A 16,060-nucleotide genomic window follows, 5' to 3' on the forward strand; every position below is an offset into this window, starting at 1 on the left:
CCACGTGCCCTGCACGCCGCGCTGTCCACACTTCGCCCATGCCCACCGCGCCCCGCCACCTCGTTGTCGTCCTCGGCGACCAGCTGAACCTCGACGCGGCGGCCTTCGATGGCTTCGACTCGGCACTCGACGCCGTGTGGATGGCCGAGGTGGCGCACGAGGCCACGCAGGTGTGGTCGTCGAAGCCGCGGATCGCGGTGTTCCTTTCGGCCATGCGGCACTTCCGGGACGCACTTCGCGCCCGCGGTGCCACCGTCCACTACCGGGCGATGGACGATCACCACGCTCCGACGCTGGAGGCGGCGCTGGCCGAAGACCTCGCCCGGCTGCGTCCCGAGGCCGTCATTGCCGTGACGCCGGGGGAATGGCGCTTGGCGCAGTCGCTGCCGGCGGTGTGCCGCGAGGCGGGGGTTCGATGGATCGAACGCGATGACGCGCATTTCCTCGCCAGCCGCGAGGACTTCGCGCGCTGGGCCAAGGGCCGGAAGGAGTACCGGATGGAGTACTTCTACCGCGAAATGCGCCGGCAGCGGGGCGTGCTGATGGACGGCGACCAGCCGGCCGACGGGCAGTGGAACTTCGACCACGACAACCGCGAGGCCTTCGATGCGCGCGGTCCCGGCTTCCTGCCAGCGCCGATCCGTTTCGAGCCCGATGCCACCACCCGCGAAGTCATCGCACTGGTGGAGCGCCGCTTCGCCGCGCATCCGGGGCGCCTTGAATCGTTCGACTGGCCGGTGACGCCCGAGGATGCCGAGGCCGCCCTGCAGGATTTCATCGCGAACCGCCTGCCGCTGTTCGGCCGCTACCAGGACGCGATGTGGACCGGCGAGCCCTGGCTCTACCACTCGCGGATCAGCGCCGCGCTGAACCTCAAGCTCCTCGACCCGCGCCGCGCCATCGCGGCGGCGGTCGAGGCGTGGCAGGAGGGCAGGGCGCCGCTGGCGGCGGTCGAGGGTTTCGTGCGGCAGGTGCTGGGCTGGCGCGAGTTCATCCGCGGCATGTACTGGCTGCGCATGCCCGCCTTCCTCGAAGACAACGCGCTGGACGCGCAGGAGCCGCTGCCGGCCCTGTACTGGACCGGTGCCACCGACATGCGTTGCCTTGCCGAGGCCGTGGGGCAGACCCTCGACCACGGCTACGCGCACCACATCCACCGGCTGATGGTGACGGGGCTGTTCGCCCAGCTCGTCGGCGTCGAACCGCGGCGGGTGCACGAGTGGTACCTCGCGGTGTACGTCGACGCGGTCGAATGGGTCGAGCTTCCGAACGTGCTGGGCATGAGCCAATACGCCGACGGCGGCAAGATGACCAGCAAGCCCTACGTGGCCAGCGGCAAGTACATCGAGCGCATGTCGAACTACTGCGCGAATTGCCCCTACGACCCGGCGAAGGCCATCGGCCCGAAGGCCTGCCCGTTCACCACGCTCTACTGGGACTTCCTCGACCGCCACCGCGAGCGCTTCGAGCGCCACCCGCGCACGGCCCTGCAGTGGAAGAACCTCGCACGCAAGCCCGAGACCGAACTCGCCGCCATCCGCGAGGCCGCCGCTGCGCTGCGGACGAGGCTGCGCGCCGCCCCCACCCCCGACCCCGCATTCCAGACGGGCCCCGTGCCCGAGGAGACGAACCCATGACTTCGACCTGCCTCATCACCGGCGGCTCCGGCGGCATTGCCCGCGCCATCGCGGCCACGCTGCGCGCGCAAGGCTGGCACGTCGCCCGCGCCGGGCGCTCGCTGGAACGGCTCGATCCGGCGGACGGCGACCTGCTGATCGAGGCCGATGTCGCGACGGAGGCCGGTGCGATCAAGGCCGTGAACGAGGCGACCGTCGCGTTCGGCGCGTTGCCCGATGCGGTCGTGAACGCCGCCGGCGCGATCCTGCTGGCGGGCATCACCCGCACCAGCGAGGCCCAATACCGCGACTGCCTCGCCGCCAACCTCGACACCGCGTTCTTCACCGCGAAGGCTTACGTGGCCGCGCTGCAACAGGCGCAAAAGGACGGCGGCAGCGCGGCAGGGCGCCTGCTGATGTTCTCCTCCGTGGCCGCGGGCATCGGCGTCGGCAACCACGCCGCCATCGCGATGGCGAAGGGCGCGATCGAAGCGCTGGTGCGCTCGCTGGCCGCCGACCACTCGGCCATGGGTCTGCGCGTCAACGCCATCGCGCCGGGCCTGATGGCCACGCCGCTGACCGCGAAGCTCGTCGCCAACGAAGCCTCGAAGAAAGCGATCAGCGCGCAGTACCCGCTCGGCCGCCATGGCGAAGCCGAGGACGCCGCGGCGCTCGCCGCCTTCCTTCTCGGTGCGGGCGGCGATTGGATCAACGGCCAGGTCATCGCGCTGGACGGCGGCTTCACCGCGGTGCGGCCGATGGTGAAGGTGTCCGGATGAGCCGCGCGCTCGTCTGGTTCCGCCGCGACCTGCGGCTGGACGACCACCCCGCGCTGCAGGCCGCGCTGGAGGCTGGGCATGCGCCGGTGCCGGTCTACATCCACGCGCCGGAAGAGGAGGCCCCGTGGGCGCCGGGTGCCGCTTCGCACGCGTGGCTGGACCGCTCACTGCACTCACTTCGCGAGGCGCTTCGCGCGATCGGCAGCGACCTCATCATCCGTCAGGGCCCGAGCATCGAGACGCTTCTGGCGCTGGCGAAGGAGTGCGAAGCCGAAGCGGTGTACTGGCACCGCCTGTACGAACCGGCCAGCATCGCCCGTGACTCGGCCACCAAGGCGGCTCTCAAGGCCGCCGGACTGCAGGCGGAAAGCCACAACGGCGCGCTGTTGGCCGAGCCCTGGACGGTGAAGACCGGCAACGGCGACCCCTATCGCGTGTTCACGCCCTTCTGGAAGAACGCGCGGCAGGCGCTGGAGGGCAACACGACGCTCGAGGCCCCGAAGGCCCTCCCGGCGGTGCCGAACGTCCCCGCGCTCGACATCGAGGCGCTCGGGCTTCGCCCGCACGAGCGCGAGGGTGGATGGGATCTCGGCTTCTGGCAGCACTGGCAGCCGGGCGAAGCCGGCGCCGCGGAACTGCTCGAGGCCTTCATCGACGGCGCACTGCACGGCTACAAGGAGCAGCGCAATTTCCCCGACCGCACCGGCAGCTCGAAGCTGTCGCCACACCTGCATTTCGGCGAGATCTCGCCGCGGCGCATCGTCGCCGCGCTGCAGTCGGCCCGCGTGCCGGCCAAGTCGCAGCCGGATCTGGACCACTACCACTCGGAACTGGGCTGGCGGGAATTCAGCCACCACCTGCTGTTCCACTTCCCGCACACCAGCGACGACAACATGAACCCGCGGTTCAAGGAGTTCGCATGGGCGGAGGTCGATCCCGCCCATCTCGAGGCCTGGCAGCGCGGCCGCACCGGCGTGCCGATCGTCGACGCCGGCATGCGTGAGCTCTACGCCACCGGCTGGATGCACAACCGCGTGCGCATGGTGGTGGCCAGCTTCCTGACGAAGAACCTGCGCTACCACTGGATCCACGGCGCACGCTGGTTCTGGGACACGCTGGTCGACGCCAGCCTGCCGAACAACACCCAAGGCTGGCAGTGGACGGCTGGCACCGGCGCCGACGCCGCGCCGTACTTCCGCATCTTCAGCCCCACCTCGCAGGCCGAGAAGTTCGATCCGAAAGGCGCCTACATCCAGCGCTGGGTGCCGGAATTGGCGAAGGTCCCGGCGGCGGCGCTCGCCGAGCCCTGGACGCACGGCGAGTTGCTCGCCCGCCTTGCCCCCGGCTATCCCCGGAAACCCATCGTCGACCCCAAGGCCAGCCGCGCAGAGGCGCTGGCCGCCTATTCCGGCCCGAAGTCCTTGCCGCACGACTGACAAGCGCGGCATCCTGCCCCCAACAGGGGAGGGGACGATGGCGACGCGGAAATCCACGCGGGACACGGCATCCAGCGCACCGGCCAAGGCCCGGACGCCCGCGCAGCGCACCGGGGCACCGGAGCCGTCGGCCGAAACACCGCCGCCACGCCGCCGTCGCCGCGAGCCGATGTCGCGGGTCGACACGGCGTGGTTGCGCATGGAGCGCAGCACCAACCTGATGATGATCACCTCGGTGATGATGTTCGAGTCGCCGCTGGCGCTCGACCGCCTGAAGAAGGTCATCAAGGATCGATTCCTCGCCTATCCCCGCTTCCGCCAGAAGGTGGTCGAGACGGCGATGGGCCCGCACTGGGAAAACGATCCCGATTTCGACATCGACTGGCACGTGCGCCTCTCGGCCCTGCCAGGACGCGGTGGCAAGCGCGAGCTCGAACGCTTCGCCAGCCACATGGCGAGCACGCCGCTCGACCAGACCAAGCCCTTGTGGCAGTTCCACCTGGTCGAACGCTATGGCGGCGGCTCCGCAGTGGTCTGCCGCATCCACCATTGCTACGCCGACGGCATCGCCCTGGTGCAGGTGCTGCTCTCGATGACCGACGTCGAGGCCCAGCCGCAGAAGTCCGAGCCGCTGACGAAGCGCTGGTTGAAGAAGGAAGAGCACGCCAAGGTCGCTCAGCGCGTCGGCGCCATCGGCCGCTACGTCCAGATGGGCGAGAAGGTGCTCGAGAAGGGCATGGATTTCGCCCGTGATCCCTCGCTGGCCGGCGTGCTCGCCAACGAGGGCATGGAGCTCGCCAAAGAACTCGCTTACGCGCTGGCGCTCGAGGACGACCCGTCCACCGTGCTGAAGATGCCGCTGGGCGTGAGCAAGCGCTGCGCCTGGGCCGAGCCGCTCACCCTCGCCGACGTGAAGGCCGTGGGCCGTGCGTTCCAATGCACCGTCAACGACGTGCTGCTCGCTTCCGTCGCCGGTGCGCTGCGCAGCTACCTGATCGAGCGCGGTGAAGTCCTCGACGGCCGCAACATCCGCGTCACGGTGCCGGTGAACCTGCGCCCGCTGGAACACGCCAAGCAGCTCGGCAACCACTTCGGCCTCGTGTTCCTCGAGCTGCCCGTGGGCGAGCCGAACCCCGTGGCCCGGCTGCAGAAGGTCGCGGCGAACATGCGCCAGCTGCGCAAGTCGCGGCAGGCGATCATGGCCTTCGGCCTGCTGGCTGCGCTGGGCATGGCGCCAGTGCCGCTGCAGCGCGTCGCGCTGGAGCTGTTCTCGCGCAAAGCCACCGCGGTTGCGACGAACGTGCCGGGACCGCAGAGCCCCCTGTACCTCGCCGGCAGCAAGATCAAGGACATGATGTTCTGGGTGCCGCAAACCGGAGGCATCGGCATCGGTGTCTCCATCCTCAGCTACAACGGGCGGGTGCATTTCGGCCTCATCGCCGATGCGAAGCTGATGCCCGACCCGGACTCGGTGATCCGCCGATTCGAGCCCGAGTTCGAGAAGCTGGTCTACCTCGCGCTGATGGCGGGCTGGGAGCACGACTTCGGCCCAGAAGACGCCGAGGCGCTGATGCCCCTCTCCGACGAGCCCGCCTGAGTGGCCGCGTTCTGCCCGATTCCCGGCCAGGGCCTGCAGGTGGCCCCCGACCAGGTGCCGATGCCGGCCGTGGACCTCGCACGCGACGACGACATGGGGGTAGCCGTGCTGGCTGGCGGCTGCTTCTGGTGCACCGAGGCGGTGTTCGCCGCTCTCGACGGCGTGCTCAACGTGATGCCCGGCTACATGGGCGGCGATGCGGCCACGGCGAACTACGACGCCGTGTGCAGCGGGCGCAGCGGCCATGCCGAGGCCATCCGCATCAGCTACAACCCGGCGAAGCTCAGCTTCGGCGCGCTGCTCCGGGTGTTCTTCACCGTCGCCCACGACCCGACCCAACGGAACCGCCAGGGCCACGACGTCGGCACGCAGTACCGGTCGACGATCTTCCCGCTCGACCACCGCCAGCAACAGGTCGCGGCCGGCTACATCGCCCAGCTCGACGCCGCCGGCGTGTTCGCAGCCCCCATCGCGACCACGCTCGAGCTCCATGGCGCGTTTTTCCCCGCGGAGGCATACCATCACCGGTACGCCGAGCGGAACCCCGGCCAGCCGTACGTGGCAGCCGTCGCCCTGCCCAAGCTCGATAAGCTCTACGAACACTTCGGGACATGGACCCGGCGTCAGCCGGATTGATTGCCTCACCTGGAGATCTTCAGGATGACGCTCCAGAACCATCGCGCCCCTGCAGCCGTGCCGCAGCACCACCGATCGCCGGTCGAGGCCTCGAGCATCCTCGGGGCTGCGCATGTGGCGATCGTCGTGCAGGGCCCCGACGGGCAGATCGTCCACTGCAATGCCGATGCGGAACGCGTGCTCGGATTGAGCCGCGAGCAGATGCTGGGGCGCGACTCGCTCGATCCGCGCTGGGGCGCCATCACCGCGGACGGGGCCACGTTGCCGGGCGATCGCCATCCCGGGCCGGTCGCACTGCGCACCGGCGAGGCGCAACTCGGCGTCACCATGGGCATCCGGCTGCCGAACGGCAAGCGCCGCTGGTTGCTGGTCGACTCCGACGTGTTCGAGGCCCCTGGGCTCGGCACCTGCGCGGTGTCGAGCTTCATGGACATCACCGAGCGGCGTCGACTGGAAGCCTGGCAAGCGCTCACGTTGAACTTGATGGACGAGATGGGGCGCCGGGCGCCGCTCGAGAGCCTGCTGCTTCGACTCGTGGGCTTCGTGGAAAACCAACTCGCCGGCGCCCGGTGCTCGGTGCAATTGCTGTCGGAGGATCGCCGACGGATTCAGGCGAGCCACTCGCCGTCATTGCCTAGCGCTTACGTCGCTGCCCTCGAGGGCCTTGAGATTTCCCCGTCGGCCGGCTCCTGCGGCGCCGCGGCCTCGCTGGGAAAGACGGTCATCGTCCCCGATGTGTTCAACCATCCGAACTGGGCGCCCTACCTGTTCCTCGCCGAAGCCCACGGTTTCCGCGCCTGCTGGTCGGAGCCGGTCTTCGACGACGAAGGGCGTCCGATGGGAACGTTCGCCGTCTACTACGACGAGGTGCGCGAGCCGGAACCGGACGACCTCATCCTGCTCAGGCAATCGGCCAGCCTCGCGTCCTTGGTGATCCAGCGCGCCTCGGCCCACGAGGATCTGATGCTGGCCGCGGCGCTGTTCGAACAGGGCACGGAGTCCGTCGTGGTCACCGACGCCGGGCATCGCATCGTGCGGGTGAACCGTTCGTTCGAGCGCCTCACGGGCTTCACCTCCGAGGAGGTCATCGGCCGACGTCCTCCTGACCTGCACGCCGCGTCGCCGCTGGCCACGCAGGGCCGCAGCATCGAGGAGGACGCGGAGTCGGAAGGCCATTGGCAGGGCGAACTGCTGCTTCGCCGCAAGGACGGCGCCGTGGTGCCGGTGTGGTTGTCCGTCGTGGCGCTTCATGGGCCGGACGGCCAGATCAGCCACTACCTGCGCACCGCCGTCGACCTTCGCGAAACCAAGGCGCAGGCCGAACGCATCCGCCAGCTGGCTTTCTTCGACCCGCTCACCCGGCTCCCGAACCGCGCCCTGGTTACCGATCGCCTGCGCCAAGCGCTGGTGAGCGCGGAGCGGCGACGTCAGCCGCTCGCCGTGTTGTTCATCGACCTCAATCGCTTCAAGGAAGTGAATGACACGCTCGGGCACGACATCGGCGACAGCGTGCTGGCTGCCGTCGCGCGACGCTTCGCCAACGTGGTCCGCCCCGACGACACCTTGGGCCGGCTGGGCGGCGACGAGTTCATTGTGATCGCCGATGGCGCGAGCGAGCCCGAAGCCACGCTTTGCGCCGAGCGGCTGATGGAGGCGCTGGCCGAACCGATCGTCGCGCAGGACCAGCCCTTCGCCCTCGGGGCCAGCGTCGGCATCGCGATGTACCCGGGTGACGGCCAGGCACCCGAGGAACTGATGAAGCACGCCGACATCGCCATGTATCGCGCCAAGAGCGCGGGCGGCGGCTTCCGTCTTTACCAGCCGGAGATGAGCAGTGGCCTCGGCGAGCGGGTGGCGCTGGCCCGCGATCTCCGCTACGCGCTGATGCGCGGCGATGCCCTCAGCCTGCACTACCAGCCGCAATTCGAACTCGCCACCGGCAGGCTGAGTGGCGCCGAAGCCTTGATCCGCTGGAACCATCCCACGCTGGGCCCGATCTCGCCGGCGTCGTTCATCCCGCTCGCGGAAGAGCGATCGATGATGCTCGACGTCGGTGAATGGGTGCTGCGCGCGGCCTGCCGGCAATTGGCGGCTTGGAAGGCGCAGGGCAGGGCGCTGCCCGGGCGGCTGGCCATCAACGTCTCGGCCCAGCAGCTGGACGCGCCGGACGCACTGGCCCGGGCACGCCGGACGATGGAAGCCCACGGCATCGGCGCGGACGAGATCGAGATGGAGCTGACCGAGAGCGCGCTGATGCGCAACATCGACCACGCCCTGGCGGTGATGCGGGAGCTGCGCGATGCGGGAATCGCCCTGTCGATCGATGATTTCGGCACCGGCTACTCGTCGCTCGCCTACCTCAAGCGCTTCCCGGTGGATCGCCTGAAGATCGACATGAGCTTCGTGCGTGACATGCTTTCCGACCAGAACGATTACGCCATCGTCGGCAGCATCGTCGGCATGGCGCGCCCGCTGCGCCTGGCCACCGTCGCCGAGGGCGTGGAGCACCCGGGCCAAGCCGATGCCCTTCGCGAACTCGGCTGCACGCACGCGCAGGGCTACCTGTTCGGACGGCCCGTTCCGGCCTCAGAATTCGCCGACCGCTGGCTTCCCCTCTCTCCGTTGGCTCCCACTCCATGAAGCTCTTCCACAGCCCTGCCAGTTGCTCGCTGTCGCCCGCCATCGCCCTGTTCGAAGCCGGATTCCCGGTGGAACTGGTGAAGGTGGACCTGCGCAACAAGACCACCGAACACGGCGCCGACTACCGCGCCATCAATCCGCTCGGCTACGTGCCCGCCCTTCAGCTCGACGATGGCGAGATCCTGGTCGAGGGCCCGGCGATCGTGCAGTTCATCGCCGACCTCGCACCGGCCAGTGGGCTGGCGCCAGCCAATGGCACGCGCGAGCGCTATCGCCTGCAGTCGGCGCTGGCCTTCATCAACAGCGAACTGCACAAGGGCATCGGCGTGCTGTTCGCGCCCGGCCTCTCCGACGAGGAGAAGGCCGGCATGACGAAGCGCATCCGCTTCCGCCTCGACCAGCATGAGGCGCAGTGGGGCGAGCGCACGTGGTTCGTCGGCGAAGGTTTCACCGTGGCCGACGGCTACCAGTTCGTGGTGCTGAACTGGCTGCAGTTCGTGGGCATGGACCTCGCCGACTGGCCGAAGCTGGCCGCGCATGGCGCACGCGTCCGTGCGCGCCCCGCCGTGCAGGCCGCGATGAAGGCAGTGGGCCTCGGCTGAGTCGGAACCGCTTTTCCCCAACGCCTGTGGATAGCTGTCTGGACAGTTCCGGGAATGCGGCCGGAGCGGCTGGCGCGGCAAGGGTGTCAAGCGGTCTGCTGGTTTTTTGACCAGCATCGGAAGGCGGCTTTCCGCTTGTCCACATGCGTTGTGGATAAGCGTCTGGACAGCCTCTGGAGCAAGCACAGCGCGGCCTTACGGAATCGGCGTGTCAAGGCGGTTTGCTCAAGATTTGACCAGCCCGCGGAGGAAATTTGACCGCCATGGGGTGATGCCCGTATCCTTCGCGTCCCGATTTACGGGCGGTTAGCTCAGCGGTAGAGCACTGCTTTCACACGGCAGGGGTCACAGGTTCGAAACCTGTACCGCCCACCAGAACAAGGCGCCCCCGGGCGCCTTTTCTTTTGCCCGGCATCTTCGCCGCGACCGAACGAATGGAGCAGAGCAGGGTGGTCCCCATCGCGTTCTCCGTCCGCTTCTTCGATCTCGATGCCGTCCTCGTGGACGACGCGCTGTTGTCGAGCGACGAGCGCGAGCGTGTCGGCCGCAAAGCGACGCCGCTCCTGCGCCAGCGCCAAGCCGCCTCGTTCCAGTGCCTGCGCCTCACCTTGGGCGAAGTGCTTGGCGCCGATCCGTCGTCCCTGTGCTTCCGCATCGAAGCCAACGGCAAGCCGGTGCTGGCCGGCGGCGGGCTGCACTTCAACGTGAGCCACAGCGGCGGCGTGGGCCTGCTGGCCTGGGGGCCGCGCGAGCTGGGTGCCGATGTGGAAGCCCTGATCGCCCGCCCGAGCGACAGCCTCGCCGAGGAGATCCTGGCCATCCCCGAGTTGGAGGCCTGGCGGGCACTGCCCACGACGCTTCGCCAAGCCGCACTGACGCGTGCGTGGGCGCGGAAGGAGGCGACGCTGAAGGCCATCGGCAGTGGCCTCCGCATCGCGCCGCGTACGATCGAGGTCGGCGGGTTCTGGCACGAGCCCGACGCCCCGACGGCCGCGACGACGCTCCGTTGGACCCACGAGCACGAGGGACGCCGCTGGCTGGGTTTCGAGGGCTTCAATGGCGTGCCCGAGGGCTACCGGGCGGCCGTGTGTATCGAGGCCGAGGGTGACTGAGGCGGAACGCTGGTTCGTCTACGTGCTCCGATGCCGCGGTGATCGCCTGTACTGCGGCATCGCCAAGGACGTCGAGGCGCGATTCGCCGAGCATCGGGCAGGGAAGGGCGCCAAGTTCACCCGCGCGTTCCCTCCGGAAGCCATCGTCGCCGCGATCACGGTCGCCGGTAAACCCGAGGCACTGCGGGAGGAACGGGCCTTCAAGGCGCTGGCTCGCGTCCGCAAGCTGGAGCGGATGGCGGAATGGGGTGAACGCCGGTCAAACCGCGACCCAACGCACGCCAAGACAGACGCCCACATCGGACCCTAGGCACATGCTCCCGCCGGTCTTCGGCCCCGCTCTAGGGCCCACGCTGCCCATCGCCCCGTTCCGGCCGACGCCCATCGGCACGCCGGAAGCGCTGGCGACGCCGGCTCCCGCGGCCCAGCCCGTGCCGCCCGTGCGCTCGCCGGGCATCGACGAAGTCGGCGCCATGCTCGCGTCGATGGTGCAGCAGCTCGATCCCGCCCGCACGACGGCCGCGAACGCTGCGAAGATCTACAGCGCGGTGTCGAAACTTCCGCCGGGCTAAGCGGATACCGCGCCCCCACAAAACACCGTCGGTGATTTCGGCTCTTCATGCAGGCATTGAAGTACCTCGTTGGCTATCCCGAACCGGTGCAGGAGCGGGTGCGCGCCTTGATCGAGCAAGGCCGGCTGGACGCGATGCTGGCGCAGAAGTATCCGGATCGGCACGCCGTTCGCAGCGATGGCCAGTTGTACGAGTACGTCCAAGAACTGAAAGACCGGCACCTTCGCCAGTCGCCTCCGTTGGGCAAGGTGGTTTACGACAGCAAGCTGCAGGTGCTGAAGCACGCTCTCGGAACGCACACCACGGTGTCGCGGGTACAGGGAAGCCGACTGAAGGTGAGCCGCGAGATCCGCATTGCGGCCTTGTTCAAGGATGCGGCACCGGAGTTCCTGGAGATGATCGTGGTGCACGAACTGGCGCATATGCGGGAGAGCGACCACAACAAGGCGTTCTACCAGTTGTGCACCCATATGGCGCCGGAGTATCACCAGTGGGAATTTGATCTGCGGCTGTATCTGACGCAGCGGGAGTTGGGGGTGCAAGACAGGGCACACAAACCTTGAATTCCGAATGGCCCGATACCCATCACGCCTCAAGCAGTAGTTCGCATAATGAATATTATGTAATTTCGTACAGGGGCGATGCCTAGAGTCCCGCAAGGATCCGCCGCACGTGCTCGGTCACGTCCGGATGGCCCAAAAGCCTCAGGTGCCCAACGTCGTCGAACACCCGTCGGCTGCGGACCGGCAACTCAGACGGAGATACGGATCGAGCCAAAGCGCTGGCGACCGGGACCAGCCCGTCCCCCCAGTGCTCGTGCGCGGCCCGAGGACCACGCCGTGTCTGGCACCCGGCCACGAGATGCAAATGCACGCCGTCGAGCGACGATGGCCATGACGGCACGGCGGCGTCCCCGAGTTGGCGAATCGCGATGCTGCGAAGGCGCCCCAGCATTACCCATGGTGCGGAAAACCGGTTGAGCGCTAGCAGCGTCTCGATCGATGCGCCAAGCCTCTCCAAGGGAGCCCCCTCGTGCGGCGTCCCCAGGCAAACCACATGCCCGAGGCGTTGCGGCCAGCGGTGCCCGTGCTCGACACCCGCGGCGATGGCGCTACGAACGACCAGACCCCCCAGGCTGTGGGCGACCAGATGCAGGGGCCGGTCGGTACCGGCGGGCCGCAACTCGCGCCGCTCGAGGATCTTTGCCAGACGGCGACCGTTCTCTTCGATTGCCAGGCCGGAGTTGTATCGCGCGTAAAGCGGCCGTAGCTCGTGGGCCATCGACAGTGCACGACCTAGATCGACCGCGTCTGCCGTTTCGTCTTGCCAATGGCGATCGTGCATGCACAGGCCATGGACGAAGACCACGTCACCCGCTGCGGCCGTTCGACGCGCCACGCGCGACGAACGGTGCGGATGAAGGCGCATGGGCAGCACCGTCGCCGGGGCCACCCGATCGAGCCGGTCGCCGAGGACCCCATTGAGCGCCGCTTGGACGCCCAACGGCACGGGAGGCGAAAGGCGTCGGCGGGTGTCAGACCCGAGGCGAGGCGCCAGTAGGGACAGCAGACGATCGCCGCCCTGCCCTGCAAGGCCCGCAACGCCGCGGACACTCGCGTAGATGGTCCGCGCCAGGGGCCGCCCGATCCCCCATGGGGTGGTCGACAGCACCGCCATGTGCACGGCTTCCGCCAGCGTGGCGGCGGCGACGGTGCCGGCCACGCCGATCTGGAGCGCGCCACGGGCGGCGGCGAGGTTGCGGGTGGCGGTGGTTCGGCGCGGGCTCACCCGGACAGTAGTGCACGAAATGGCCGCGCCGTCGACGGTCGGCTTTAGCAGAGGCCGCGCCACGTATTGAACAACATCGAGCCGCGATGCGGAGTCGGCTTGCTTGAATTGTCAGGCGCTACATGCCGCCAAGAATGGCTGTACTTCTTCCAGAAACAGCTCTGGCACCTCCGCAAATGAAGCGTGGCCACATGGCAGAGCTTTGAACTGCGCTGAAGGTATGCATCGCGCTGCCACCCTTCCGTCTTTTCCGGCTGGAATCACGGGATCGTGTTTGCCGAAGAGCAGCAATGTGGGTGCCTTGATCTTCGGCGCAACGGTTCGAAGGTCGTTGTCCGGCGTGGCGAAGCCACGCCAGACGGCACGATTGAGCGTGATCTGTGGTGCTGCGGCCTGTATTGTGGACGCGCGCTCCAGCATGGCCCGTGTCGTGGCTGTGCGGTGCTTGAGATACAGACTTGCAAAGCGGCGGGGCGAAAGAGAAAACCGGCTGCCCTGCAGCTTGCAGAAGTTGCGCGAAACCAAACTCGGGGTCGTGAATCCCCCCGGGGCAACCAGCACCAAGCCGCGGACGAGTTCGGGTGACTCTGCGGCGAGACGTGCAGCGGCATTGCCGCCAAGGGAGTTTCCAATGAAGCAAGCGGGCGGCAATGCCAGCGCTGCCAGGAACTCACGCAGGACTTGGTAGAAGAACAGCACCCCAACCCATTCAGGCTGTTGTGGAAGAGCCGATTGACCGTAGCCCGGCCAGTCAAGCGCGAGAACGCGGTAGGTTTTTGAAAGCGCGGGAACAACGGCCTCGAAATCCTTGCTGTCGCCGGGGTTGGCGTGGAGCAAAACAAGCGGGACACCCTGCCCATGCTCGGTGTAGTGAACGGAGCCCGTCGGTAGCTTGATCGATGGCATGCCACCTCCTCAGCGAACGCCTGAACAACGCTGCCACTTTCGGCGAGGATGGGTCATCGCTTCAAGGGTGAGCCGGAGACTCGGCGAGAAGCCTCCCGACCCACGCCCCCAAAACGAGATCGTCGACAACGCCGAAGTGCGAGAAGCGCACCCGGCCTTGGCGATCGATCAGCGTGAGGCTCGGCGTGCCGCGCCAGCCGTAGGCGCGCAACGTGCGTGGCAGCGGATCGCCGTCGTCATGGGCGTCGACGAACACCGGGAAGCCGATGCGGTACTCGTGCAGAAACACGATCAGCGCCTGCGGGTGCATGGCGAAGTGGTGCTCAAACGCGCTGTGCGCGCGAATGACGGCGAGTGGTGAACCGTTTTCAGAATCGTGCGGGAACCGGCGCCCCGCCTCCACAAACGTCCTGTCTGTCCCGGAAGTCACACGGGCATCAGGCACGGGCGCTGCAGTGCCCGGGTCGGCAGGATGGTGGCCTGATCGCCAAGGAACGTCCCGGATGCGCCTCGCCCCGCTGGCCCTCGCCCTCGCCCTGTTCGCCCCCAACCTGCCCGCCCAGGCATCCCATGACACGGCAACGCCTGCGGCAACCTCGCCCATCCACGTGGACTCACGTTGGCAAGCACTCCCGACCGAGGCGTATCGCGGCAAACAGGACGACATCGTGTTCGTCGACGCCGAGAACGGCCTCTACGCGAACGGGCTAGGTCGCATCTTCCGCACGAGCGACGGCGGCCGGCACTGGGACAAGGTGCATGACACGCCGGGCACCTACTTCCGCGCACTGGGCATGATCGATGCGCAACACGGCTTCGCCGGGAACATCGGCACCGACTACTTCCCCGGCGTCACCGACACCCGCCCGCTGTATCGCACGGCAGACGGTGGACGCACGTGGACGCCGGTCGACGACCCGACGGTGCTGGCGATGCGCGGCGTCTGCGCCATCGACATCGTGCACGAGCCCTTCATCAACGCCGGCGAGCTGGGCCATCGCACCGTGGTGCATGTGGGCGGCCGCGTCGGCGGCCCGGCCCACCTGCTGCGCAGCCTCGACGGCGGCGCCACGTGGTCGATGATCGACCTCTCCGCCCAAGCCGGCATGATCGTCGACGTGAAGTTCTTCGATGCGCAGCGTGGCCTCGTGTTCGCGGCGACCGACGCGGCCATCGAGCAGGCGAACGCCCTCATCCTGCGCACCGAGGACGGCGGGGCGACGTGGACGGCGGTGTACCGTTCGACGCGCGGCTTCGAGATCACCTGGAAAGGCGCCTTCCCGACCCCCGAGGTGGGCTACGCGACGATCCAGTCCTACGATCCCGACCCGGCAAGGTCGCAGCGCTACGTCGCCAAGACCACCGACGGCGGCCGCACGTGGACGGAGATGCCCCTCGTGGACGATGCCGGTGTGCGCGCGTTCGGCGTGGGCTTCCTGGACGCCGAGCGTGGCTGGGTTGGCAGCAACAAGGGTGGCTTCGAGACCCGCGACGGTGGGGCCACCTGGACGGCGGTCGACCTCGGCCGCGTGGTCAACAAGATCCGCGTCCTGCACACGCCGGATGGGCCGCTGGCCTACGCGATCGGTGCCGACGTGTACCGCTTCGGCCCGCCGCTGGCCGACCTGCCGGCACCGCCCGCCCCGGCGCCTGCGCCGGTCGCCAAGCCCTGAGCCACGCCGCGCGGGCGAAACGCGCGGGGCGAACCTCGCAAAGTGCTTGCGCCGGACACGCTGAAGGGCGGATCGAGGCCTGCGTGCCGTGGCGTCACCAGCCACGCACGACCGGCGCGACGATGTCGGCGGCCGGCGCGAAGGCGCCCGGGGGCTGGAAGTCGGTCATGCCGTCGATGGTGAGCCGCGACCAGCCGTGGACCACGGTCCAGATCGCATTGGCGCGCTTGAGCAGGTCGATCTCGTCGAGGATCCCCGGGGCCGACGCGGCCGCCGTGGCTGCCACGAGCCGGCCGAAACAGGCCATCGCCGCCTCGTGCAGGGGGAGGTGCTCCATCAGCGCGGGTTTGTCGATGCCGAACATCACCCGGTAGAGATGCGGGAACTCCACGGCGAAGCCGGTGTAGAGGTCGCAGAGCCGGATCAGGCGCTCCTTGGCATCGGGTTCGCTGTAGGCATCGAAGCGCTCCGTCATCTGGACGAAGCCACCGGCGGCCACCTCCGCGAGGATCTCGTCCTTGGATGCGAAGTGCCGGTACGGGGCGTTGGCCGTCACCCCGGCCCGCTTCGCCAGTTCCCGCAGGCTCAAGGATTCATAGGCGCCCTGGTCCAACGCCCTCCGGGCGACCTGCAGGATGGCCTCCCGGAGATTCCCGTGGTGGTAGGCGTTTCGTGGTTTCCGGACAGGCTTGGACATGGCTTG

The 16,060-nt window shown here is 68.3% G+C and carries 16 protein-coding genes and 1 tRNA gene; 13 read left to right on the top strand and 4 right to left on the bottom strand.

The window, feature by feature from the left end; all coding sequences use genetic code 11:
- Window positions 1-38: 38 nt before the first annotated feature.
- The 12 genes from ACIQ6S_RS06205 (at window position 39) to ACIQ6S_RS06260 (ending at window position 11,553) form a co-directional block, all read left to right on the top strand.
- Entirely contained in the window at window positions 39-1,637 is a 1,599-nt protein-coding gene (locus ACIQ6S_RS06205; RefSeq protein WP_397607596.1) for a cryptochrome/photolyase family protein, read from the top strand.
- Window positions 1,634-2,395: an SDR family NAD(P)-dependent oxidoreductase gene (locus tag ACIQ6S_RS06210; protein ID WP_397607597.1), complete on the top strand. Its 762-nt coding sequence runs from the start codon at window positions 1,634-1,636 to the stop codon at window positions 2,393-2,395. Before ACIQ6S_RS06205 ends, ACIQ6S_RS06210 begins: the two co-directional genes overlap by 4 nt.
- Window positions 2,392-3,831: a cryptochrome/photolyase family protein gene (locus ACIQ6S_RS06215; protein WP_397607598.1), complete on the top strand. Its 1,440-nt coding sequence runs from the start codon at window positions 2,392-2,394 to the stop codon at window positions 3,829-3,831. Before ACIQ6S_RS06210 ends, ACIQ6S_RS06215 begins: the two co-directional genes overlap by 4 nt.
- Before the next feature lie 37 nt (window positions 3,832-3,868).
- Window positions 3,869-5,428 (top strand): wax ester/triacylglycerol synthase family O-acyltransferase, encoded by a 1,560-nt coding sequence (locus tag ACIQ6S_RS06220; RefSeq protein WP_297867212.1) that lies wholly within the window; start codon window positions 3,869-3,871, stop codon window positions 5,426-5,428.
- Entirely contained in the window at window positions 5,429-6,064 is a 636-nt protein-coding gene (msrA, locus tag ACIQ6S_RS06225; RefSeq protein WP_397607599.1) for a peptide-methionine (S)-S-oxide reductase MsrA, read from the top strand.
- Between the two features lie 24 nt (window positions 6,065-6,088).
- Complete coding sequence (locus ACIQ6S_RS06230; RefSeq protein WP_397607600.1) at window positions 6,089-8,704, top strand: EAL domain-containing protein; 2,616 nt, start codon at window positions 6,089-6,091, stop codon at window positions 8,702-8,704.
- Window positions 8,701-9,306: a glutathione S-transferase N-terminal domain-containing protein gene (locus ACIQ6S_RS06235; RefSeq protein ID WP_397607601.1), complete on the top strand. Its 606-nt coding sequence runs from the start codon at window positions 8,701-8,703 to the stop codon at window positions 9,304-9,306. Before ACIQ6S_RS06230 ends, ACIQ6S_RS06235 begins: the two co-directional genes overlap by 4 nt.
- A 300-nt stretch (window positions 9,307-9,606) precedes the next feature.
- Window positions 9,607-9,681: transfer RNA gene (locus ACIQ6S_RS06240), tRNA-Val, on the top strand.
- 74 nt (window positions 9,682-9,755) lie between these two features.
- Window positions 9,756-10,418: a 4'-phosphopantetheinyl transferase family protein gene (locus ACIQ6S_RS06245; RefSeq protein ID WP_397607602.1), complete on the top strand. Its 663-nt coding sequence runs from the start codon at window positions 9,756-9,758 to the stop codon at window positions 10,416-10,418.
- On the top strand, window positions 10,411-10,728 hold the full coding sequence (locus ACIQ6S_RS06250) for a GIY-YIG nuclease family protein (RefSeq protein WP_397607603.1): 318 nt from the start codon (window positions 10,411-10,413) through the stop codon (window positions 10,726-10,728). The genes ACIQ6S_RS06245 and ACIQ6S_RS06250 overlap by 8 nt, the downstream gene beginning before the upstream one ends.
- A 4-nt stretch (window positions 10,729-10,732) precedes the next feature.
- Complete coding sequence (locus tag ACIQ6S_RS06255) at window positions 10,733-10,990, top strand: hypothetical protein (protein WP_397607604.1); 258 nt, start codon at window positions 10,733-10,735, stop codon at window positions 10,988-10,990.
- Window positions 10,991-11,037: 47 nt separating this feature from the next.
- On the top strand, window positions 11,038-11,553 hold the full coding sequence (locus ACIQ6S_RS06260; protein WP_397607605.1) for a YgjP-like metallopeptidase domain-containing protein: 516 nt from the start codon (window positions 11,038-11,040) through the stop codon (window positions 11,551-11,553).
- Between the two features lie 82 nt (window positions 11,554-11,635).
- On the opposite strand, the gene ACIQ6S_RS06265 is transcribed toward ACIQ6S_RS06260, so the two are convergent.
- From ACIQ6S_RS06265 to ACIQ6S_RS06275, 3 genes are all read right to left on the bottom strand, one after another.
- Window positions 11,636-12,778, bottom strand: coding sequence for an esterase/lipase family protein (locus ACIQ6S_RS06265; RefSeq protein ID WP_397607606.1), 1,143 nt, complete (start codon window positions 12,776-12,778; stop codon window positions 11,636-11,638).
- A gap of 111 nt (window positions 12,779-12,889) precedes the next feature.
- On the bottom strand, window positions 12,890-13,684 hold the full coding sequence (locus ACIQ6S_RS06270; protein ID WP_397607607.1) for an alpha/beta fold hydrolase: 795 nt from the start codon (window positions 13,682-13,684) through the stop codon (window positions 12,890-12,892).
- A 61-nt stretch (window positions 13,685-13,745) separates the two neighbouring features.
- Window positions 13,746-14,129 (bottom strand): TlpA family protein disulfide reductase, encoded by a 384-nt coding sequence (locus ACIQ6S_RS06275; RefSeq protein ID WP_397607608.1) that lies wholly within the window; start codon window positions 14,127-14,129, stop codon window positions 13,746-13,748.
- A 58-nt stretch (window positions 14,130-14,187) separates the two neighbouring features.
- Between ACIQ6S_RS06275 and ACIQ6S_RS06280 the strand changes: the two genes are divergently transcribed.
- Window positions 14,188-15,357, top strand: coding sequence for a WD40/YVTN/BNR-like repeat-containing protein (locus ACIQ6S_RS06280; protein WP_397607609.1), 1,170 nt, complete (start codon window positions 14,188-14,190; stop codon window positions 15,355-15,357).
- Between the two features lie 94 nt (window positions 15,358-15,451).
- Here the strand turns inward: ACIQ6S_RS06280 and ACIQ6S_RS06285 are convergent, their stop codons facing one another.
- A complete protein-coding gene (locus ACIQ6S_RS06285) occupies window positions 15,452-16,054 on the bottom strand; it encodes a TetR/AcrR family transcriptional regulator (protein WP_397607610.1) in 603 nt (200 codons plus the stop codon).
- Between the last annotated feature and the right edge of the window lie 6 nt (window positions 16,055-16,060).

The organism is Silanimonas sp. (genome assembly GCF_044377035.1).
Classification (GTDB): domain Bacteria; phylum Pseudomonadota; class Gammaproteobacteria; order Xanthomonadales; family Xanthomonadaceae; genus Silanimonas.